This window comes from Streptantibioticus cattleyicolor NRRL 8057 = DSM 46488 (assembly GCF_000240165.1).
Taxonomy (GTDB): Bacteria; Actinomycetota; Actinomycetes; order Streptomycetales; family Streptomycetaceae; genus Streptantibioticus; species Streptantibioticus cattleyicolor.
Window position 1 is genome coordinate 2,714,173 of the sequence record NC_017586.1, and the last position, 22,523, is coordinate 2,736,695.

Annotated in this window: 14 protein-coding genes and 3 rRNA genes; 6 read left to right on the forward strand and 11 right to left on the reverse strand. The window is 69.9% G+C overall.

Annotation, left to right across the window (positions count from 1 at the left end; all coding sequences use genetic code 11):
* Window positions 1–5: 5 nt before the first annotated feature.
* Together SCATT_RS12110 and SCATT_RS12115 are read left to right on the forward strand one after the other, a co-directional pair.
* Entirely contained in the window at window positions 6–1,391 is a 1,386-nt protein-coding gene (locus tag SCATT_RS12110) for an ATP-binding protein (RefSeq protein ID WP_014143332.1), read from the forward strand.
* Window positions 1,392–1,404: 13 nt separating this feature from the next.
* Entirely contained in the window at window positions 1,405–2,949 is a 1,545-nt protein-coding gene (locus SCATT_RS12115; protein WP_014143333.1) for a type IV secretory system conjugative DNA transfer family protein, read from the forward strand.
* 28 nt (window positions 2,950–2,977) lie between these two features.
* Here SCATT_RS12115 and SCATT_RS12120 read toward each other — a convergent pair whose 3' ends face one another.
* The 4 genes from SCATT_RS12120 to SCATT_RS12135 form a co-directional block, all read right to left on the reverse strand.
* The gene (locus SCATT_RS12120; protein ID WP_014143334.1) at window positions 2,978–3,508 is read right to left on the reverse strand and encodes a GNAT family N-acetyltransferase; all 531 of its coding nucleotides are present in this window, start codon (window positions 3,506–3,508) and stop codon (window positions 2,978–2,980) included.
* 75 nt (window positions 3,509–3,583) lie between these two features.
* Window positions 3,584–3,700: ribosomal RNA gene (rrf, locus tag SCATT_RS12125) — 5S ribosomal RNA — on the reverse strand.
* Between the two features lie 100 nt (window positions 3,701–3,800).
* A 23S ribosomal RNA gene (locus SCATT_RS12130) occupies window positions 3,801–6,923 on the reverse strand.
* Between the two features lie 274 nt (window positions 6,924–7,197).
* A 16S ribosomal RNA gene (locus SCATT_RS12135) occupies window positions 7,198–8,723 on the reverse strand.
* Together the 16S, 23S and 5S rRNA genes form the textbook arrangement of a ribosomal RNA operon.
* A 747-nt stretch (window positions 8,724–9,470) precedes the next feature.
* Between SCATT_RS12135 and trpS the strand changes: the two genes are divergently transcribed.
* Window positions 9,471–10,469, forward strand: coding sequence for a tryptophan--tRNA ligase (trpS, locus tag SCATT_RS12140; RefSeq protein WP_014143336.1), 999 nt, complete (start codon window positions 9,471–9,473; stop codon window positions 10,467–10,469).
* 14 nt (window positions 10,470–10,483) lie between these two features.
* Here trpS and proC read toward each other — a convergent pair whose 3' ends face one another.
* The 5 genes from proC to SCATT_RS12165 all read right to left on the reverse strand — a co-directional run bounded on the left by proC (window position 10,484) and on the right by SCATT_RS12165 (window position 16,148).
* Entirely contained in the window at window positions 10,484–11,293 is an 810-nt protein-coding gene (gene proC, locus SCATT_RS12145; RefSeq protein WP_014143337.1) for a pyrroline-5-carboxylate reductase, read from the reverse strand.
* Window positions 11,294–11,395: 102 nt separating this feature from the next.
* Window positions 11,396–11,893 carry a membrane protein gene (locus SCATT_RS12150; protein WP_014143338.1) on the reverse strand — a complete coding sequence of 166 codons (498 nt, stop codon included), beginning with the start codon at window positions 11,891–11,893 and terminating at the stop codon, window positions 11,396–11,398.
* Window positions 11,894–11,957: 64 nt separating this feature from the next.
* Window positions 11,958–13,796 (reverse strand): dihydroxy-acid dehydratase, encoded by a 1,839-nt coding sequence (gene ilvD / locus SCATT_RS12155; protein WP_014627940.1) that lies wholly within the window; start codon window positions 13,794–13,796, stop codon window positions 11,958–11,960.
* A gap of 489 nt (window positions 13,797–14,285) precedes the next feature.
* Window positions 14,286–15,122, reverse strand: a complete 837-nt coding sequence (locus SCATT_RS12160) for a sugar phosphate isomerase/epimerase family protein (RefSeq protein ID WP_014143340.1) — start codon at window positions 15,120–15,122, stop codon at window positions 14,286–14,288.
* A gap of 90 nt (window positions 15,123–15,212) precedes the next feature.
* A complete protein-coding gene (locus SCATT_RS12165; RefSeq protein WP_014143341.1) occupies window positions 15,213–16,148 on the reverse strand; it encodes a Ppx/GppA family phosphatase in 936 nt (311 codons plus the stop codon).
* Between the two features lie 73 nt (window positions 16,149–16,221).
* Between SCATT_RS12165 and SCATT_RS12170 the strand changes: the two genes are divergently transcribed.
* The gene (locus SCATT_RS12170) at window positions 16,222–17,037 is read left to right on the forward strand and encodes a hypothetical protein (RefSeq protein ID WP_042507570.1); all 816 of its coding nucleotides are present in this window, start codon (window positions 16,222–16,224) and stop codon (window positions 17,035–17,037) included.
* Window positions 17,038–17,051: 14 nt separating this feature from the next.
* Here the strand turns inward: SCATT_RS12170 and SCATT_RS40310 are convergent, their stop codons facing one another.
* Window positions 17,052–18,686 (reverse strand): BACON domain-containing protein, encoded by a 1,635-nt coding sequence (locus SCATT_RS40310; protein WP_158693795.1) that lies wholly within the window; start codon window positions 18,684–18,686, stop codon window positions 17,052–17,054.
* 249 nt (window positions 18,687–18,935) lie between these two features.
* Here SCATT_RS40310 and radA point away from each other — a divergent pair, with 249 nt between their 5' ends.
* Entirely contained in the window at window positions 18,936–20,360 is a 1,425-nt protein-coding gene (gene radA / locus SCATT_RS12180) for a DNA repair protein RadA (RefSeq protein WP_014143345.1), read from the forward strand.
* Between the two features lie 51 nt (window positions 20,361–20,411).
* Window positions 20,412–21,614, forward strand: a complete 1,203-nt coding sequence (gene disA, locus SCATT_RS12185; RefSeq protein ID WP_014143346.1) for a DNA integrity scanning diadenylate cyclase DisA — start codon at window positions 20,412–20,414, stop codon at window positions 21,612–21,614.
* Window positions 21,615–21,687: 73 nt separating this feature from the next.
* Here the strand turns inward: disA and SCATT_RS12190 are convergent, their stop codons facing one another.
* Entirely contained in the window at window positions 21,688–22,479 is a 792-nt protein-coding gene (locus SCATT_RS12190; RefSeq protein WP_014143347.1) for a hypothetical protein, read from the reverse strand.
* Window positions 22,480–22,523: the final 44 nt, after the last annotated feature.

Below are 22,523 nucleotides of genomic sequence, written 5' to 3' on the forward strand. Positions count from 1 at the left end.
CAAGCATGGCCTCGCTGGATCCGATCGCCGCCCTGACCGACGCCTTCACCAGCTTCCTGTTCGGCAAGGTGGAGACCACCCGGCTGCCGGTACGCACCTCCACCGGCCAGGCCCAGGCGGTCTACCTGCCCACCGCCGCCCCGGGCCTGGGCGACTCCGGAGTGATCATCGGCCGCGAGGTCTACAGCGGCAAGGGCTACATCTACGACCCGTTCCAGCTCTACGGCCAGCAACTCCCCGCCCCCCACTGGCTGGTGCTCGGCGAGTCCGGCAACGGCAAGTCGGCGCTGGAGAAGACGTACGTCCTGCGCCAGCTGCGCTTCCGCGACCGGCAGGTCGTCGTCCTGGACGCACAGGGCGAGGACGGCGTCGGCGAGTGGAACCTGATCGCCCAGCAGCTGGGGATAACCCCCATCCGGCTGGACCCGATGGCCGCCCTCGACGGCGGTATCAAGCTCAACCCGCTCGACCCGGCGATCACCACCACCGGCCAGCTCGCGCTGCTGCGGACGATCATCGAGGTCGCCATGGGCCACGGGCTGGACGAACGCGCCGGCTTCGCGCTGAAGGTCGCCCACTCCTACGTCCACCACAACGTCACCGACCGGCAGCCGATCCTCACCGACATCGTCGACCGGCTGCGCCACCCGGCCGCCGAGTCCGCCGAGTCGATGAACGTCGACATAGAGGACGTACGGGCCTGGGGGCTGGACGTGGCGCTCGTCCTCGACCGGCTGGTCGACGGCGACCTGCGGGGCATGTTCGACGGGCCGACCACGGCCGGGATCGACCTGGACGCGCCGCTGATCGTCTTCGACCTGTCGCACATCGACCGCAACTCGATCGCCATGCCCATCCTCATGGCCATCGTCGGCGTCTGGCTGGAACACACCTGGATCCGCCCCGACCGGGTCAAGCGGATCTTCCTGGTGGAGGAGGCCTGGCACATCATCAACAGCCCGTTCGTGGCCCAGCTCTTCCAGCGGCTGCTGAAGTTCGGTCGGCGGCTGGGGCTGTCGTTCGTCGCCGTCGTCCACCATCTGTCCGACGTGGTGGACGGCGCCGCCGCCAAGGAGGCCGCGGCCATCCTCAAGATGGCCTCCACCCGGACGATCTACGCCCAGAAGGCGGACGAGGCCCGGGCCACCGGACGCGTCCTGGGGCTGCCCCGGTGGGCCGTGGAGATCATCCCCACGCTCACCCCGGGCATCGCGGTGTGGGACGTCAACGGCAACGTGCAGGTGGTCAAGCACCTGATCACCGAGGCGGAACGGCCGCTGGTCTACACCGACCGGGCGATGACCGAGGCGTCCACCGGACCGGCCGCCCGGGAACGCACCGCGGACGAGGTGACGTTGGGCAAGCAGCTCGCCGACGACGTGGTGGCGTGAGGTGGCGTGACCCGTGACCCCTCCGACGCGCACCCGCCGGGAGGGCGGCATCCCGGACGGCCTGCTGGTCTTCCTGATCGGCTTCCTGCTCGCGGTGACGGTCCTGGTGTGGACGGCCACCGGGCTCGCCGGGCTGTTCGCCCACGGCCACTGGCCGGACTCCCTGTACTTCACCCACACCCCGCAGGCCATGCGGCAACTGGTGGTCTCCCCCAAGAACGTGGCCGCCGCCTGGCCCGACGTCCGCCCCGCCGACCTGCCCGGCCCCGGACTGCTGTGGGGCATCCTCATCAGTGAGCTGATGGTCCTGCTGGTACTCCTCGGCTTCGGGGTCGGCACGGTGAGCCGGATGCGCGCGGTGCGGGCGGCCCGCCGCAACGCCGCCGCCCCGCCACATCCGCCGGCCCCGCCCGCGCCGCTGCCGCCGCCGGTGGCCGCCCCGGCGTACGCGGCGGGTGTCCCCAGCGGCGCCCCGGCTCCGACGGCGACGGGTACTGGCGCATCCGAGCCCGCGCCGACCCCACGGCAGCCCGTCGAACAGGCACCGCAGCCGCTGGTGGAGCAACCCCCGCCCACCATCCCCACCGGCCAACTCGACGGCTCCTACGTGCTGTTCACCGGACACCACCCGGACCGTGGCGGCGAGGCCGTGGAACCGGTGGTGCTGGCGGCCCCCGGCCCGGTCGTCGTCACCTGCCCCGACGCGCGGCTGTGGGAGCGTACGGCGGCCGGACGGGCGGCGGTCGGCCCGGTACACCTCTACGACCCCGAGCACCTGGTGGACGCCCCGGAACGGCTGCGCTGGGCCCCGCACAGCGGCTGCGAGGACCCCTCGGTCGCCACCGCCCGCGCCCGGGCGCTGCTCGCCCCGTTGCGCACCCACGACGTCACCGCCAACGACGCGGCGGCCACCTTGCTGCGCTGCTGGCTGCACGCCGCCGCGGTGGACGGGCTGCCGTTCCGCCAGCTCCACCGCTGGGCGGCCGGCTCGGGGGCGGCGGAACCGGTACGCATCCTGCGCACGGCACGGGAGGCGGCGTCGGGGTGGAGCGGCGAGCTGGAGGCGACGCTGCACGCCCACCCGGAACGCCGGGACACCGCGCAGGAGGCGGTGCGTCAGACGCTGGCCGGGCTCAACTCCGTGCACATCAGGGACGCTTGCACGCCGGCGCGAGGTGACCGGTTCGAACTGGAATCGTTCGTGCGCGACCGGGGAACACTGTATGTGGTGGGCGAGCCGCGGGAGGATCCGCGCTCCCGCCCGGGTGCGATGCCGTTGCTGACCGCACTCGTGTCAAGCGTGGTCGAGCACGGCCGGCGCATGGCCGCAGGGTCATCCCCCGGCCGGCTCGACCCACCAATGACCTGCGCCCTCGACCAGGTCGCCGCGCTCGCCCCGCTGCCCGAACTCCCCGGTCTGATGGGCCAGGGCCCCGCGCTGGGCATCGTCACGCTGGCCGTGCTGCGCTCTCAGGAGCAGGCCCGGCACCGCTGGCCGACCCGGGAGGCCCCGTCGATCTGGCGTACGGCCACGGCCTGCGTCACGGCGGACGGCTGAGGGCGCGTCGGCCCGGTGGCCCGCCCGGCTACGGATGCTCGGAAGCGTCCAGCGGACGGTCCAGCGCCAGCTCGAAGCCGGTGAGGGTGGGGTCCGGCGGATGCGGGGCGGAGACCCCCGTCTTGGCGAACCCCAGGCGGGTGTAGAAGGAGAAGGCCCGCGGGTTCCCGTCGCTGCACCACAACCTCACCCGCGCGATCTCCGGCCGCCGCCACGACCATTCCACCCCCGCCCGCACCAACGCCTCGGCCGCCCCACTCCCCCGGTGCTCCGGGAGGACGTACATCCCCACGACGTGCGTCTGCGGCACGGGATAACGGGCCTCGGTCTCCACCAGGACGGTGGCGGTGCCCACCCACGCTCCGGTGGACGGTTCCACGGCCACGAAGGTGGTGTTCCCGGACGCCCGGCGCTGCCAGAACTCGTCGGGGTGGCCGGCTTCCTGCTCGTACGTGCTGGCGAAGGCCGACCGGGCGATCGGATCGCGCAACGCCGTCAACCGCAGTGCCTTGGCCTTCGCCCACTCGCTCGGGCGGGCCGGCCGGATGTCGTAGTCCATCCAGGCATGGTAAACGCGAAAAGGCCGTTGGCCCGTACCGGATGACACACGGTACGGGCCAACGGCCCACAAATTGTTCGGCGGCGTCCTACTCTCCCACGGGGTCCCCCCCGCAGTACCATCGGCGCTGAAAGGCTTAGCTTCCGGGTTCGGAATGTAACCGGGCGTTTCCCTAACGCTATAACCACCGAAACACTATGAAGTAAACAACCAGACCACACAACACACCCTACACGGGGATTGTGACGGTTTTTCGTTACCTCAGAACCTACACAGTGGACGCGAGCAACCTATGGACAAGCCCTCGGCCTATTAGTACCGGTCAACTCCACCAGTCACCTGGCTTCCATATCCGGCCTATCAACCCAGTCGTCTACTGGGAGCCTTACCCCATCAAGTGGGTGGGAGCCCTCATCTCGAAGCAGGCTTCCCGCTTAGATGCTTTCAGCGGTTATCCCTCCCGAACGTAGCCAACCAGCCATGCCCTTGGCAGAACAACTGGCACACCAGAGGTCCGTCCGTCCCGGTCCTCTCGTACTAGGGACAGCCCTTCTCAAGACTCCTACGCGCACAGCGGATAGGGACCGAACTGTCTCACGACGTTCTAAACCCAGCTCGCGTACCGCTTTAATGGGCGAACAGCCCAACCCTTGGGACCGACTCCAGCCCCAGGATGCGACGAGCCGACATCGAGGTGCCAAACCATCCCGTCGATATGGACTCTTGGGGAAGATCAGCCTGTTATCCCCGGGGTACCTTTTATCCGTTGAGCGACGGCGCTTCCACAAGCCACCGCCGGATCACTAGTCCCAGCTTTCGCTCCTGCTCGACCCGTCAGTCTCACAGTCAAGCTCCCTTGTGCACTTACACTCAACACCTGATTGCCAACCAGGCTGAGGGAACCTTTGGGCGCCTCCGTTACCCTTTAGGAGGCAACCGCCCCAGTTAAACTACCCATCAGACACTGTCCCTGATCCGGATCACGGACCCAGGTTAGACATCCAGCACGACCAGAGTGGTATTTCAACAACGACTCCACCCAAGCTGGCGCCTGAGCTTCACAGTCTCCCACCTATCCTACACAAGCCGAACCGAACACCAATATCAAACTGTAGTAAAGGTCCCGGGGTCTTTCCGTCCTGCTGCGCGAAACGAGCATCTTTACTCGTAATGCAATTTCACCGGGCCTATGGTTGAGACAGTCGAGAAGTCGTTACGCCATTCGTGCAGGTCGGAACTTACCCGACAAGGAATTTCGCTACCTTAGGATGGTTATAGTTACCACCGCCGTTTACTGGCGCTTAAGTTCTCAGCTTCGCCCTGACGAATCAGAGCTAACCGGTCCCCTTAACGTTCCAGCACCGGGCAGGCGTCAGTCCGTATACATCGCCTTACGGCTTCGCACGGACCTGTGTTTTTAGTAAACAGTCGCTTCTCGCTGGTCTCTGCGGCCACCCCCAGCTCACCGTGCACGACGGATCACCAGGAATGGCCCCCCTTCTCCCGAAGTTACGGGGGCATTTTGCCGAGTTCCTTAACCATAGTTCACCCGAACGCCTCGGTATTCTCTACCTGACCACCTGAGTCGGTTTAGGGTACGGGCCGCAACAGCACTCACTAGAGGCTTTTCTCGACAGCATAGGATCATCCACTTCACCACAATCGGCTCGGCATCAGGTCTCAGACTATGTGTCATACGGATTTGCCTGCATGACGTCCTACACCCTTACCCCGGGACAACCACCGCCCGGGCTGGACTACCTTCCTGCGTCACCCCATCGCTCACCTACTACCACGTTGGACCGGCGGCTCCACCACTCCCCCTCACTCCGAAGAGATCAGAGGCGGCTTCACGGCCTTAGCATTCGAGGATTCAGCGTTGGCGCACTGCCACGGGTACCGGAATATCAACCGGTTGTCCATCGACTACGCCTGTCGGCCTCGCCTTAGGTCCCGACTTACCCTGGGCAGATCAGCTTGACCCAGGAACCCTTAGTCAATCGGCGCAAGAGTTTCCCACTCTTGTATCGCTACTCATGCCTGCATTCTCACTCGTGAACCGTCCACAACTACCTTCCGGCGCTGCTTCACCCGGCACACGACGCTCCCCTACCCACCCACACCCTCGTTGGAGGTATTGTGTGAGTGACACGACTTCGGCGGTGTACTTGAGCCCCGCTACATTGTCGGCGCGGAATCACTTGACCAGTGAGCTATTACGCACTCTTTCAAGGATGGCTGCTTCTAAGCCAACCTCCTGGTTGTCTCTGCGACTCCACATCCTTTCCCACTTAGCACACGCTTAGGGGCCTTAGTCGATGCTCTGGGCTGTTTCCCTCTCGACCATGGAGCTTATCCCCCACAGTCTCACTGCCGCGCTCTCACTTACCGGCATTCGGAGTTTGGCTAAGGTCAGTAACCCGGTAGGGCCCATCGCCTATCCAGTGCTCTACCTCCGGCAAGAAACACACGACGCTGCACCTAAATGCATTTCGGGGAGAACCAGCTATCACGGAGTTTGATTGGCCTTTCACCCCTAACCACAGGTCATCCCCCAGGTTTTCAACCCTGGTGGGTTCGGGCCTCCACGAAGTCTTACCTCCGCTTCACCCTGCCCATGGCTAGATCACTCCGCTTCGGGTCTTGAGCGCGCGACTGACTCGCCCTGTTCGGACTCGCTTTCGCTACGGCTACCCCACACGGGTTAACCTCGCCACGCACCGCAAACTCGCAGGCTCATTCTTCAAAAGGCACGCAGTCACGACCGCCAAGCAAAACCTGACGGCGACGCTCCCACGGCTTGTAGGCACACGGTTTCAGGTACTATTTCACTCCGCTCCCGCGGTACTTTTCACCATTCCCTCACGGTACTATCCGCTATCGGTCACCAGGGAATATTTAGGCTTAGCGGGTGGTCCCGCCAGATTCACACGGGATTTCTCGGGCCCCGTGCTACTTGGGTGGCTCTCAAGCAAGCCGCTGATGTTTCGACTACGGGGGTCTTACCCTCTACGCCGGGCCTTTCGCATGCCCTTCGCCTACACCAACGGTTTATAACTCGCCGACCGGCCGGCAGACCGGTCAAGAAAGCTCCCACAACCCCGCCTGCGCAACCCCTGCCGGGTATCACACACAAACGGTTTGGCCTCATCCGGTTTCGCTCGCCACTACTCCCGGAATCACGGTTGTTTTCTCTTCCTGCGGGTACTGAGATGTTTCACTTCCCCGCGTTCCCTCCACACTGCCTATGTGTTCAGCAGTAGGTGACAGCCCATGACGACTGCCGGGTTTCCCCATTCGGACACCCCCGGATCACAGCTCGGTTGACAGCTCCCCGGGGCCTATCGCGGCCTCCCACGTCCTTCATCGGTTCCTGGTGCCAAGGCATCCACCGTGCGCCCTTAAAAACTTGGCCACAGATGCTCGCGTCCACTATGCAGTTCTCAAGCAACGACCCATCCCCCACACCCAACACCTCACGGCGCCTTCGGCGAGACCGGTCTCCATGTCCGAGGGGACTCATCGTTCCCTCAGGACCCAACAGCGTGCCCGACACCACCCCGCTCAAGGACCACGTTCCACGCCGAAGCAGTACTAGTGCCCATCACAAGGCCATGCCGAATAGTCAACGTTCCACCCATGAGCAACCGTGCGAGACACTCGCTCGCATCCGGCTATGTGCTCCTTAGAAAGGAGGTGATCCAGCCGCACCTTCCGGTACGGCTACCTTGTTACGACTTCGTCCCAATCGCCAGTCCCACCTTCGACAGCTCCCTCCCACAAGGGGTTGGGCCACCGGCTTCGGGTGTTACCGACTTTCGTGACGTGACGGGCGGTGTGTACAAGGCCCGGGAACGTATTCACCGCAGCAATGCTGATCTGCGATTACTAGAGACTCCGACTTCATGGGGTCGAGTTGCAGACCCCAATCCGAACTGAGACCGGCTTTTTGAGATTCGCTCCACCTCACGGTATCGCAGCTCATTGTACCGGCCATTGTAGCACGTGTGCAGCCCAAGACATAAGGGGCATGATGACTTGACGTCGTCCCCACCTTCCTCCGAGTTGACCCCGGCAGTCTCCCGTGAGTCCCCATCACCCCGAAGGGCATGCTGGCAACACAGGACAAGGGTTGCGCTCGTTGCGGGACTTAACCCAACATCTCACGACACGAGCTGACGACAGCCATGCACCACCTGTACACCGACCACAAGGGGGCACCCATCTCTGGATGTTTCCGGTGTATGTCAAGCCTTGGTAAGGTTCTTCGCGTTGCGTCGAATTAAGCCACATGCTCCGCCTCTTGTGCGGGCCCCCGTCAATTCCTTTGAGTTTTAGCCTTGCGGCCGTACTCCCCAGGCGGGGAACTTAATGCGTTAGCTGCGGCACGGACAACGTGGAATGTCGCCCACACCTAGTTCCCAACGTTTACGGCGTGGACTACCAGGGTATCTAATCCTGTTCGCTCCCCACGCTTTCGCTCCTCAGCGTCAGTATCGGCCCAGAGATCCGCCTTCGCCACCGGTGTTCCTCCTGATATCTGCGCATTTCACCGCTACACCAGGAATTCCGATCTCCCCTACCGAACTCTAGCCTGCCCGTATCGAATGCAGACCCGGGGTTGAGCCCCGGGCTTTCACATCCGACGCGACAAGCCGCCTACGAGCTCTTTACGCCCAATAATTCCGGACAACGCTCGCACCCTACGTATTACCGCGGCTGCTGGCACGTAGTTAGCCGGTGCTTCTTCTGCAGGTACCGTCACTTGCGCTTCTTCCCTGCTGAAAGAGGTTTACAACCCGAAGGCCGTCATCCCTCACGCGGCGTCGCTGCATCAGGCTTTCGCCCATTGTGCAATATTCCCCACTGCTGCCTCCCGTAGGAGTCTGGGCCGTGTCTCAGTCCCAGTGTGGCCGGTCGCCCTCTCAGGCCGGCTACCCGTCGTCGCCTTGGTAGGCCATTACCCCACCAACAAGCTGATAGGCCGCGGGCTCATCCTGCACCGCCGGAACTTTCCACCCCAGGGCATGCGCCCTAAGGTCGTATCCGGTATTAGCCCCGGTTTCCCGGAGTTATCCCAGAGTGCAGGGCAGATTGCCCACGTGTTACTCACCCGTTCGCCACTAATCCACCCCGAAGGGCTTCATCGTTCGACTTGCATGTGTTAAGCACGCCGCCAGCGTTCGTCCTGAGCCAGGATCAAACTCTCCGTGAATGCTTCCGGGCTATCCCGGTGACACAGTCACGAGAGCGGCACGGGCCGGAGGAATAATCCGGTCCGTGCACAGCGTCCTCGCTGTGTTTTCTTCAAAGGAACCTCATCCATCCAGGCCGTCAGGCCTGGCGGACGGGGTATCAACATATCTGGCGTTGACTTTTGGCACGCTGTTGAGTTCTCAAGGAACGGAAGCTTCCTTCGTTGCCGTTTCCGGCCCCTCCGGGCTTTCCCTTCGTTGTCTCCAGCTTATCAGATCCTTTCGGGCCCGATCCCCGCTGGCGGGGTTTTGCCTTTTTGGCCTCTCGGCCCGTCCGGCGTGATCACTACTTTAGCGGATTTCCCCGGCGGCTCATAATCGAGCCGCTTGGAACGAAATTCGGCATGCCGAATTCGCCCCGGAGGGAAGGTCGTGCGGTAGTGGTTTGCCGCTCGAAGCGGCGTAAGTGGCTGCCGTCAGACGGGGTCCGCCCGTGGCAACCGTTCGACTGTACACCACACCGGAGAGAGCGACAAGGCGCGACATGGCCGTCGCCGGGCGCTACTCTCGGTCCATGACTTCGCGTGCGCTCACCCATCTGTGGTGGGCCGCCTGACGGCGGCCCACGCTCAGCGCATGCGATCCAACGGCCGCCGCTTCCGGCGGCCGTTCGCGTATCCACTCTCACTCCCGGCCCCGCAGGCGGCGGCTCCCACGGTCCGGCCGACGAACCGGCGGACAGACGACGGAGACGGGAGACGACGGAGATGACGCGGATCTTCAGCGGGGTCAAGCCCACCGGACACCTCACCCTGGGCAACTACCTCGGGGCGGTGCGGCGTTGGGTCACGGTGGACCAGCACCGGGCCGAGGCCCTGTTCTGCGTGGTCGACCTGCACGCTCTCACCATCGACCACGACCCGGCCCGGGTGCTCCGGCTGAGCCGGCAGGCGGCCACCGTCCTGCTGGCGGCCGGGCTCGACCCCGAGGTGTGCACGCTCTTCGTCCAGAGCCATGTGGACGAGCACACCCGGCTCGCCTACCTGATGGAGTGCACGGCCACCGACGGCGAGATGCGGCGGATGATCCAGTACAAGGAGAAGACCGCCTCCGAGCGGCAGCGGGACCGCGGCGTACGGCTGTCGCTGCTGACCTACCCGGCGCTGATGGCCGCGGACATCCTGGCGTACCAGGCGGACGAGGTGCCGGTCGGCGACGACCAGACGCAGCACGTGGAACTCGCCCGGGACCTGGCGGTGCGCTTCAACCAGCGGTACGGGCACACCTTCATCGTGCCGCGCGCGGTGAACCCGCCAGTGGCGGCGCGGGTGATGGACCTCCAGGACCCCACCGCCAAGATGGGCAAGTCCGTCGGTGCCACCCCGGGGATCGTCTATCTGCTCGACGAGCCCGACGCGATCCGCAAGAAGGTGATGCGCGCGGTGACCGACAGCGGCACCGAGGTGGCGTACGAACCCGAGGAGCGGCCCGGGGTTGCCAACCTGCTCGACATCCTCGCGGTCTGCACCGGCGACCGCCCCGAGGAGCTGGCCGGCGGTTACGACTCGTACGGCGCCCTGAAGAAGGACGCCGCCGAGGCCGTCGTCGAACTGCTGCGACCGCTGCGGACCCGGCACGCCGAGCTGTGCGCCGACCCGGGGTACGTGGACGGGGTGCTGCGGGCCGGGGCCGAGCGGGCCAGGGCGATGGCCCGGCCGACGGTGGACGCGGCGTACCGGGCGATCGGGCTCATGCCGGCGTTGTGAGGGGGGCGGGCGGGTCAGCCGTTTCCGGAGGCCAGCTCGCGGCTGCGGTCGCGGGCGGCCTCCAGGGCGGCGAGCAGCGCGGCGCGGACGCCGTGGTTCTCCAGTTCGCGGATGGCGCTGATGGTGGTGCCGGCCGGGGAGGTGACCGCCTCGCGCAGCTTGACCGGGTGCTCCCCGCTGTCCCGGAGCATGACGGCGGCGCCGATGGCGGCCTGCACGATCAGGTCGTGGGCCTGGGCGCGCGGCAGGCCGAGCAGGATTCCGGCGTCGGTCATCGCCTCGACCAGGTAGTAGAAGTACGCCGGGCCGGAGCCGGAGAGCGCGGTGGCCGCGTCCTGCTGGGACTCCGGCACCCGCAGCGTCTTGCCCACCGGCTTGAAGATCGCCTCGGCGCGGGCCAGATGGGCCTCGGTGGCGTGGGTGCCGGCCGAGATCACCGACATGCCCTCGTCCACCACCACCGGGGTGTTGGGCATGACCCGGACGACCGGGGTGCCCTCGGCGAGCCGCTGCTCGAACAGGGTGGTCGGGACGCCCGCGGCGGCGCTGATCACCAGGCGGTCGGCGGGTACATGCGGGGCTAGCTCGTCCAGCAGGGCCGACATGTCCTGCGGTTTGACGGTGACGATCAGGGTGTCGGCGGCCTTGGCGGCCTCCGCGTTGCCGACCGCTTCGACGCCGTACCGGGCCCGCAGCTCCTCGGCGCGCTCCGGGCGGCGGGTGGTGACCAGCAGGTCGGAGGGGGACCAGCCGGCCCGGATCATGCCGGACAGCAGCGCCTCACCGATCTTGCCGGCGCCGAGGACGGCGACTTTCTGCGTCATGGCGGATCTCACCTCGTGGTGCGTACGCGGTACCAGTTGCTGCCGTCATCCTCGCACCGGGGACGGGCCCGGGGCGGGGCGTTCCACGTGGTGGTCGCGGGTTCAGCGGCGCTTGCGCTTGCGGGCGGAGGGGTTGCCGGCGCGGCGGCGTTCGTACTGCTCCCGGGCGCGCTCGTACTCGGCGCGCAGCAGCTTCTCGCCGGGGGCCTCGATCAGGCTGCGGACGAAGTAGGCGAGGAGCGAGCCGACGAAGCCGATCAGCAGCAGGCCGCGGCCCTCGGGGGGCGCGCCCTCGGGGCGCCGTACGTAACCGTCCCAGGTGCGGCGGAACGCCAGCAGCGTGCAGACGGCGAGCGCCACTACGAAGAGGACGTTCACCACGGTGCCGACGGCGGCCGACTGGAAGCCCTGGTAGGCGAAGCGCAGCAGCAGGGCGCCGGCCGCGGCGGCGATCAGCGAGCCGGCCGCGACGCCCGCCCGGCGCAGCGCGTACCCGCCATCGTGGTGGAGCCAGGTGGTGCCGAAGAACCGCAGGGGTTCCGGACGCGGCTCCCCGCCGTCGGGCCGCTGGGTCTGCTCGGATTCGCTCACACCGGCCATTGTCCCCGACCCGGCCGCGGTCCTCCCCGGAGGAGCCCGGGGAGGACCGGCCGCGGTGCGTCAGTCAGCCCAGCTTGCTCACGTCGCGGACGGCGCCCTTGTCGGCGCTGGTGGCCATGGCGGCGTACGCCTGGAGGGCGGCGGAGACCTTGCGGTCGCGGGCGGCCGGACGGTACGCGCCGGCCAGGGCGGCGCGGCGTTCGGCCAGCTCGGCCTCGGGGACCAGCAGCTCGATGGCCCGGGTGGGGATGTCGATGCGGATCCGGTCGCCGTCGCGGACCAGGGCGATGGTGCCGCCGGCCGCGGCCTCCGGGGAGACGTGGCCGATGGAGAGCCCCGAGGTGCCGCCGGAGAAGCGGCCGTCGGTGATGAGCGCGCACTTGGCGCCGAGTCCACGGCCCTTGAGGAAGGAGGTCGGGTAGAGCATCTCCTGCATGCCCGGACCGCCCTTGGGACCCTCGTAGCGGATGACGACGACGTCGCCCTCCTCGACCGTCTTGTCGAGGATCTTCTCGACGGCCTCCTCCTGCGACTCGCAGACCACCGCCGGACCCTCGAAGGACCAGATCGACTCGTCGACGCCGGCGGTCTTGACCACGCAGCCGTCCACCGCGAGGTTGCCGTGCAGGATGGCGAGGCCGCCCTCCTTGGAGTAGGCGTGCTCGACGTCCCGGATGCAGCCGCCCGCGGCGTCGGTGTCGAGCGACTCCCACCGCTCGGACTGCGAGAACGCGCTGGCGGAACGGACGCAGCCGGGGGCGGCGTGGAACAGCTCGACCGCCTCCGGGGAGGGGGAGCCGCCGCGGATGTCCCACTTCTTGAGCCAGTCGGCGAGCGAGGCGCTGTGCACGGTGTGCACGTCCTCGTTGAGCAGCCCGGCGCGGTACAGCTCGCCGAGGATCGCCGGGATGCCGCCGGCCCGGTGGACGTCCTCCATGTAGTACGAGCCGTTGGGCGCGACCTTGGACAGGCACGGCAGGCGGCGGGAGAGGGCGTCGATGTCGGACATCGAGAAGTCCAGCCCGGCCTCCTGGGCGGCGGCGAGCAGGTGGAGGATGGTGTTGGTGGAGCCGCCCATGGCGATGTCGAGCGCCATGGCGTTCTCGAACGCGGCCCGGGAGCCGACGTTGCGCGGCAGGACGGTGGCGTCGTCCTGCTCGTAGTAGCGCCGGGTGATCTCCACGACGGTGCGGCCGGCCGCCTCGTACAGCGCCTTGCGGGCGGTGTGGGTGGCGAGGACGGAGCCGTTGCCCGGCAGGGAGAGGCCGATCGCCTCGGTGAGGCAGTTCATCGAGTTGGCGGTGAACATGCCGGAACACGAGCCGCAGGTCGGGCAGGCGTTCTCCTCGATGAGGGCCATGTCCTCGTCGGAGACCGCGTCGTTGGCGGAGTCGGCGATCGCCGAGATCAGGTCGAGCTTGCGGACCGTGCCGTCGACGAGGGTGGCGCGGCCCGATTCCATCGGGCCGCCGGAGACGAAGACGGTGGGGATATTGAGGCGCATGGCGGCCATCAGCATGCCCGGGGTGATCTTGTCGCAATTGGAGATGCAGATCAGCGCGTCCGCGCAGTGGGCCTCGACCATGTACTCGACGGAGTCCGCGATCAGGTCGCGGGAGGGCAGCGAGTAGAGCATGCCGCCGTGGCCCATGGCGATGCCGTCGTCCACGGCGATGGTGTTGAACTCACGCGGCACGCCACCGGCCGCCTTGACCGCCTCGGAGACGATCCGCCCGACCGGCTGGAGGTGGGTGTGACCCGGTACGAACTCGGTGAAGCTATTGGCGACCGCGATGATCGGCTTTCCGAAGTCCTCCCGCGCCACGCCTGCGGCGCGCAGCAGCGCTCGGGCTCCCGCCATGTTGCGACCGTGGGTGACCGTACGTGACCTCAACTCGGGCACGGTAGCTCCACTTCTCTGAGTTCTCACCGGGATCCGGCCTCGGGCCGGATCCCTCCGAGGGTACGCCGGGTGGCCGCGATGCGGACGGGCGTTCCACGATGTGTACACGCTCGCGCTGGCGGTCAGCCATTACTCCGTGGCCGGTTCGCCCGTTTCAGGTTTCCGGGGTGGCCCCCGTTCGCCCCTGCCCGGTGGGGGGTTGGGGTGGGTTTTGGTTTGGTTCGGCACGGGGCCGGTTCGCCTTCGGTGCGTTGGGGATCGGGGGCGCGCCGGGGGTGTCCCCGCAGCGACCCAACAGCCGGAGCGCAACTGTGGCGGATACGCGGAGCGAGGAGTCACCCCGGAGGGCCCCCGGAAACCCAGGCAGACAGTGCGCATCCCGCGCTATACGCGTACAGCCACGGGTGGGCGGGGGGAAACAGCTGTGACGATAACCACGACGAAGCGGAAACGGGCGAACCCCGAGGGGGTAAGGGCTGAGCGGCAACGTCAGCGCGTGGTGACCAGGTGGAGGCGGGTGAAGGCGAGCGCCTCGGCGAGGTCGGCTTCGCGTTCGGCGGCGGACATCGCCCTCCGGGTGTTGACCTCCACCACCACGTGGCCCGAGAACCCCCGGCGGGCAAGGCGTTCGAGGAGTTCCGCGCAGGGCTGGGAGCCGCGGCCGGGGACGAGGTGTTCGTCCTTGGCGGAGCCGTTGCCGTCGGCGAGGTGGACGTGGGCGAGCCGGTCGCCCATGCGGTCGGCCATGTCGAGGGCGTCGTTGCGGGCGGTGGCGGTGTGGGAGAGGTCCACGGTGAAGTGGCGGAAGTCCTCCTTGGTGGGGTCCCAGTCCGGGGCGTAGGCGAGCATCTCGCGGTCCCGGTAGCGCCAGGGGTACATGTTCTCCACCGCGAAGCGGACGTCGGTCTCGTCCGCCATGCGCCACACGCCGCGTACGAATTCCCGGGCGTAGGCGCGCTGCCAGCGGAACGGCGGGTGGACGACGACGGTGGAGGCGCCGAGGCGTTCGGCGGCGGCGCGGGCGCGCTGGAGCTTGGTCCACGGGTCGGTGGACCAGACCCGCTGGGTGATCAGCAGGCAGGGCGCGTGCACCGCGAGCACCGGGATGCCGTGGTAGTCGGAGAGCCGGCGCAGCGCCTCGATGTCCTGGCTGACCGGGTCGGTCCACACCATGACCTCGACGCCGTCGTACCCGAGCCGGGCGGCGATCTCGAAGGCGGTCGCCGTCGACTCCGGGTAGACCGAGGCGGTGGACAGCGCGACCTTGGCGTCCGGTACGCGTACCGTACGCCCGCCCGTCCGGGCCTGGTGCGCCGTGGGGTCCACTGGGTCAGCCACGGGGAACAGCGTACGGCGGCCCGTCAGCCGTACGGCACAGCGCTCCGGGGCGACGTGACCGGTCACACACCGCCGGGCTCAGCCGGCCGGGGCCATCCGGTCCAGGCGGCGCAGGATGACGCCCTCGCGCAGGGCCCACGGGCAGATGTCCAGTTCGGCCACGCCGAACAGGTCCATGGCGCCCTCGGCGACCAGCGCGCCGGCCAGCAGCTGGCGGGCGCGGCCCTCGGAGACGCCGGGGAGCCCGGCGCGTTCCCGTTCGGTCATGGCGGCGAGCCGGGGCACCCATTCCTCCAGCGTGGCGCGGCCGAGGGCGCGCGGGGCGTAGAGCCCCTCGGCGGAGCGGGCGGCGCCGCAGATCCGGGCGAGCTGCTTGAACGTCTTGGAGGTGCCCACCACGTGGTCGGGGCTGCCGAGGCGGGCGAACTCGGCGACGACGCGGCCGATTTCGGCGCGGACGTGTTTGCGCAGCGAGCGGACGTCCTCGGTGGCCGGCGGGTCGCCGGGGAGCGCGGCGGCGGTGAGCCGGCCGGCGCCCAGCGGCAGCGACACCGCCGCGTCCGGGTCCTCGTCCATGCCGTAGGCGATCTCCAGCGAGCCGCCGCCGATGTCGAGGACGAGGAGCTTCCCGGCCGACCAGCCGAGCCAGCGGCGGGCGGCCAGGAAGGTGAGGCGGGCCTCGTCCTCGCCGGAGAGCACGGTCAGCTCGACGCCGGTCTCCTCGGCGACCCGGGCGAGGACCTGTTCGCCGTTGGTGGCCTCGCGCACCGCGGAGGTGGCGAACGGCAGGATCTCCTCCACGCCCTTGTCCTCGGCGACCTGGCGGGCCTCGGCGATCTGCTCGGTCAGCCGCGTCACGCCGGTGGCGCCGATGGCCCCGTCCTCGTCGAGGAGTTCGGCCAGGCGCAGCTGGGCCTTGTGGGAGTAGGCGGGCAGCGGGCGGGCACCCGGGTGCGCGTCCACCACGAGCAGGTGGACGGTGTTGGATCCCACGTCGAGCACTCCGAGTCGCATGGCATGACGCTAGCAATCCGGCGCCGCGCGGTGGCCGCGGTCGCCCGTCCGAGGACCTACCCTGGGCTGCGTGGTGAAAGCGGCTGAGCAGGGATCCGCCGGGCGGCGGAAGGACCGGGCACGGGAGAACGCGGTGTCCGACGAGGTGGGGCTGGACTTCGCCCGGGCCTGGGTGGAGTTCCCCGACCCGGAGGACGACGAGCAGGTCTTCCGTTGCGACCTGACCTGGCTCACCTCCCGCTGGAACTGCGTCTTCGGCCGTGGCTGCCAGGGCATCGAGGCGGGCCGGGCCAGTGACGGCTGCTGCACGCTGGGCGCGCACTTCTCCGACGAGGACGACGAGGCGCGGGTGGCCAAGCACGCCGCCCGGCTCACCCCCGCGCTGTGGCAGTACCACGCCACCGGCACCGGTCCGGACGGCTGGGCCGAGGTGAACGAGGACGGGGACCGGCAGACCCGCCGGGTGGACGGCGCCTGCGTCTTCCTCAACCGGCCGGGGTTCGCCGGCGGTGAGGGGTGCGCGCTGCACACGCTGGCGCTGCGCGAGGGGCGCGAGCCGCTGGAGACCAAGCCGGACGTGTGCTGGCAGCTGCCGATCCGGCGCACCTACGAGTGGGTGGACCGCCCCGACGACACCCGGGTGCTGGTGGTCTCGATCGGCGAGTACGACCGGCGCGGCTGGGGTCCGGGCGGCCATGACCTGCACTGGTGGTGCACGGGTGCCACCTCGGCGCACGGGGCGAGCGAGCCGGTGTACGTCTCGTACCGGCCGGAGCTGACTGAGCTGATGGGGGCGGCGGCGTACGCGAAGCTGGTGGAGGTGTGCGAGGCGCATCTGGCGTCGCGCCTGCCGATCGCGCCGCATCCGGCGGATCCGCCGCGTAGCTAGCGCGTACAGCGCGTTCAGCGCGTTCCGGACGCGGAGGGGTGGCCGGCCGGGGAGGCCGGGCCGGCGGGCGGGGTGCTCGGCGGGGACGAGGACGGCGGGGGCGCGGGGGTGTGGCCGCGGCCGTCGAGGGTGACGACGGTGGCGCCGGGTTGCAGGGCGATGCGGGCGTGCCAGGGGCCGGGGGGCTCGGCCTGGTGGTCGACGGTGACGAGGACGGTGACGGGGCGGCCGGGCAGGAGTTCGCCGCCGGTGGCGCTCAGTCGCAGCCAGGGCGCGGCGGTGGTGGCCGACCAGCGCAGGGGCGTTCCGCCGTCGTCGGTGAGGGTGAGCACCGTGTCGGCGCCCTGCGGGTGGACGGTGACGGTCAGGCGTGCGGGGGCGGTGGACGGCCGGGTGGCGCCGGGTGGCGCGGCGGACGGCGGGGCGGTGCCGGTGGCGGGTGACGGCGGGCCGGCGTCCGCGGTGGCCGCCGAGGCGGGGCCGGGGGCGCCGCCGGCCGGCCCGGGGCGGCGTGGCCGGGCGGGGCGGGAGCGGTCGGCGCGGGGGTAGGGGTAGGTGTCGCCGTTGTCGGACCCGGTGGCCGAGACGGAGGCCTCCTGGTTGTCGGCGGTGTGCGGGGTGCCCCGGTAGGCGGCCCACAGGGCGAGGGCGGGGGCGGCGACCACGGCGGCGACCACGGTGGTGGTGACGGCGCGGCGGCGGAACAGGGCGCGGCGTCCGGCGCGTTCGTCGTCGTCCTGCGGGAAGCCGTGGCGGTCGAAGCGGGGCACGGCGCGGCGGCCCCGGCGGCGTTCGTACGTGGTGGAGCGCAGCGCGCGGCGGGAGCGGGCGAGGGCGGCGGCGAGTTCGGCGCGGGGCGCTTCGACGACGGCGAGCACGGCCGGGGTGGCGGTGCCCGGCCAGGGGCCGCCGGCCATCGCCTGTTCGGCGGTGAAGCGGCAGGCGGGGCATTCGTCGACGTGCCGGACGAGGCCGCGGTGGAGGGTGCCGCCGAGCAGGACGTGGGTGTCGCCGGCCAGGCGGGCGACGGCGGGGCAGCTGCCGAGTTCGACGACGGCCAGCGCGATGCGGGTGCGTTCGATCTCGCAGGCGGCGCTGGAGACCAGGGCGCGGGCGGTCTCCCGGTCGGTGCCGAGGACGGCGGCGACCTCGCGTTCGGTGAGCTGGTGGCGGACGGCGAGTTCGACGGCGCGGCGTTGTTGCGGGGTGGTGCCGGCGGCCTCGGGCCAGGCGAGGGCGGCCAGTTCACGGCGGCGGGCCTCGGCGCCGGCGGTGAGCGGCGCGGTGGCGTGGCCGGCGGCCCCGGCGGTGCTCTCGGCGGTGGGGGCGGTGCCGGGCGCGGCGGGGGCGAGGTGGCGGGCGCAGGCCCAGCGGGCGAGGGCGTAGAGCCAGGCGCGGCGCAAGGAGGCGTCGCGCAGCCGGCCGCGGTGGCGTTCGGCGACCGCCAGGGCGTCGGCGAGGGCGGCGACCGCGGTGTCGTGCTCGCACAGGGTGGACAGGCAGTAGGTGAACAGCCCGTCCAGGTACGGCTCGTCCGGGGCGGCCGGCTGCGGGGGCAGGCCACCGGGCGCCTGTCGGGTCGCGCGCGGCACCGCCCGGTGGGCGCCGGTGGCGTGGTGGTGCGACGGGGTGTGCTCGTGCCTGCTCATCACTGGCCGACGGTAGGGCGGGGATTCGCGCCCTCTCACCCCTCAGCGCCAGCTTTAACCCTTTCGGGTGTACTACCCCCTCGAAAGGGGACAGTGCGGCCATCCATCCGTGCGATTCACCGTGTCCCGCCAGGCCGCGCCACCCGTCCGCCCGGGCGCTCGCCACGGCGCGCGTGGTCTCCGGCGCTCCCCGGGCGTCTCCCCGGTTCCCGTACCCCGTTGTCGTACCCCGCCGATACGGTGGCTGCCATGGCTGCCCGAACGCGTACCGCCTCCAAGGACCGACCGTCGTACCGCTGCTCCGAATGCGGCTGGACGACGGTGAAGTGGCTGGGCCGGTGCGGGGAGTGCCAGGCGTGGGGCACGGTGGAGGAGGTGGGCGCCCCGGCGGTGCGCACCACGGCGCCGGGGCGGGTCACCACGCCGGCTCGGCCGATCGGGCAGGTCGACGGCAGGCAGGCCACCGCGCGGCCGACCGGGGTGGCCGAGCTCGACCGGGTGCTCGGCGGCGGGCTGGTGCCCGGGGCCGTGGTGCTGCTGGCGGGCGAGCCGGGGGTGGGCAAGTCCACGCTGCTGCTGGACGTGGCGGCCAAGGCGGCCGGGGAGCAGGCCCGCACCCTCTACATCACCGGCGAGGAGTCGGCCGGGCAGGTGCGGCTGCGGGCCGACCGGATCGGCGCCCTCTCCGACCACCTGTACCTGGCCGCCGAGACCGACCTCGCCGCGGTCCTCGGCCACCTCGACGACGTCAAGCCGGCGCTGCTGGTGCTGGACTCGGTGCAGACGGTGGCCTCGCCGGAGATCGACGGGGCCCCCGGCGGCATGGCGCAGGTGCGCGAGGTGGCGGGGGCGCTGATCCGGGCGTCGAAGGAGCGCGGCATGTCCACGATCCTGGTGGGCCACGTCACCAAGGACGGCGCGATCGCCGGGCCGCGGCTGCTGGAGCACCTGGTCGACGTGGTGCTCCACTTCGAGGGCGACCGGCACGCCCGGCTGCGGCTGATCCGCGGGGTGAAGAACCGCTACGGCGCCACCGACGAGGTCGGCTGCTTCGAGCTGCACGACGAGGGCATCACGGGGCTGGCCGACCCCTCGGGGCTCTTCCTGACCCGGCGTGCCGAGCCGGTGCCGGGCACCTGTCTGACCGTCACGCTGGAGGGGCGGCGCCCGCTGGTGGCCGAGGTGCAGGCGCTCACCGTGGCCTCGCAGATCCCCTCGCCGCGCCGGACCACCTCGGGGCTGGAGACCTCGCGGGTGTCGATGATGCTGGCGGTGCTGGAGCAGCGCGGCCGGATCCACCAGATCGGCAAGTGCGACATCTACAGCGCGACGGTGGGCGGGGTGAAGCTCTCGGAGCCCTCGGCCGACCTGGCGGTGGCGCTCGCCCTGGCCAGCGCGGCGAGTGACACCCCGTTGCCGAAGAACCTGGTGGCCGTCGGGGAGGTGGGGCTGGCCGGGGAGGTCCGCCGGGTGACCGGGGTGCAGCGGCGGCTGGCGGAGGCGGCCCGGCTGGGGTTCACGCACGCGCTGGTGCCGCCGGACCCGGGGCGGGTACCGGCCGGGATGCGGGTGACGGAGGTGGCCGACGTGGGCGAGGCGCTGCGGGTGCTGCCGCGTGGTGCGGCCCGCCGGACGGCGCGGGAGGCCCCACGGGAGGAGGAGCGTCGCCGGTAGACTTTGCCCTGGTCTCGCCCGTCCGGGCATTCGTACGACCGGAGGAGAGCAGTGGCAGCCAACGACCGGGCCGGAGGCACCTCCCAGGCCCGCAGGGCCGTGGGGGAGGGTTCCGGCAGGTCCGGCTCGGGGTCGGCGCCCTCCGGCGCGGCGGGCGCCGAGAGCCTGATGCGGTCCTCGCTGAGCGCGGTGGCGCCCGGTACGGCGCTGCGTGACGGGCTGGAGCGGATCGTCCGCGGCAACACCGGCGGCCTGATCGTGCTCGGCATGGACAAGACCGTCGAGTCGCTGTGCACCGGCGGTTTCGTCCTGGACGTGGAGTTCACCGCGACCCGGCTGCGCGAGCTGTGCAAGCTGGACGGCGCGGTGATCATGGACAAGGACATCACCAAGATCCTGCGGGCCGGGGTGCAGCTCGTCCCCGACTCCACCATCCCCACCGAGGAGACCGGCACCCGGCACCGCACCGCCGACCGGGTCAGCAAGCAGGTGGGCTTCCCGGTGGTCTCGGTGAGCCAGTCGATGCGGGTGATCGCGCTCTACGTGGACGGGCAGCGCCGCGTCCTGGAGGACTCGGCCACCATCCTGTCCCGGGCCAACCAGGCGCTGGCCACCCTGGAGCGTTACAAGCTGCGGCTGGACGAGGTCACCGGCACCCTGTCGGCGCTGGAGATCGAGGACCTGGTCACCGTGCGGGACGTCACCGCGGTCGCCCAGCGGCTGGAGATGGTCCGCCGGATCGCCACCGAAATCGCCGAGTACGTGGTGGAGTTGGGCACCGACGGACGGCTGCTGTCGCTCCAGCTCGACGAGTTGATCGCCGGCGTGGAACCGGAGCGCGAGCTGGTGGTCCGCGACTACGTGCCGGAGCCGACCGCCCCCAGAGCTTCGCCTGGGAGGGGCCCCCAGCGCACCCGCACGGTCGGCGACGCGCTGGCCGAGCTGGACGCGCTGCCGCAGAGCGAGCTGATCGAACTGACCACGGTGGCCCGGGCGTTGGGCTACACCGGCTCCCCCGAATCGCTCGACACCGCGGTCAGCCCGCGTGGTTACCGGCTGCTGGCCAAGGTGCCGCGGCTGCCGAACACGGTGATCGAGCGGCTGGTGGAGCACTTCGGCGGGCTCCAGAAGCTGCTGGCCGCCAGCGTGGACGACCTCCAGATGGTGGAGGGCGTCGGCGAGGCGCGGGCCCGTTCGGTCCGCGAGGGGCTGTCGCGGCTGGCGGAGTCGTCGATCCTGGAGCGGTACGTCTGACCCGCGGGGTGCCCGGTCGGCGCCGCGCGGACCGGCCCGTTCAGTTGCGCCGGTCCGCTTCCGTACGCCGGGCTCAGTCCGCGCTGAGGACGAACGAGGTCTGCGCGGTGGCGACGTCGCCGACCGCGGCCTTGGCCTTGTAGGTGCCCGCCTTCACCACCTGGGCGCCGCCGGTGGGGGTGGCGCAGTGCGGGGCGCCGGTCTCGCGGTTCCAGTAGGCCACGTAGGTCACCGAGCCGTGGGCCGGGACCTTGAGCAGGTAGGGGCTGCGGCCGGGCGGGCAGTCGTCGGAGGCCCACACCGGGTGGCCGGAGGCGTCCTCTATGGTCAGCACGGCGGCGGTGGCGCCGAAGTCCAACTTGCACGAGTCGTCACCGGAGTTGGCGGCGATCAGCTGGAACGTCGGGCGCTGGCCGGGGGCGTAGCTGCCGTGCAGGCTCACCAGCCGCAGTTGCGTGCGGCCCGGGGTGCAGGCGGGCAGCGGGGAGTCGGGCGGGAGCGGTCCGCCGCCGCCCGGGCCGCCGGAGCCGCCGCCCGTACCGGAACCGCCGCCGGAGCCCGTGCCGACACCCGAACCGGCGTCACCGGTACCGGAGTCGGCCCCGGACGAGCCGGAACCGCCGCCGGTGTCCCGGCCGCCGGGGCGCGCGGTGATACCGGTCTGGCTGGTGGACGGGCCGGGGGTGATCTCGGGCAGCGGACTGCGACCGCCGGGGCCGTGCGCCGAGGGCCGGCCGCCGTCGGAGGAGCCGCCGGAGGTGACGGCCCACACGATCAACGCGACGACGAGCAGGAAGAGGAACAGCACAACTGCCCGTCGCCGCCAGTAGATGGAGGAGGGCAGGGGGCCCACCGGGTTGCGCACATTGCCCACGCCACAAACTCTATGGGAGAGCGGGGCCCGCCCCG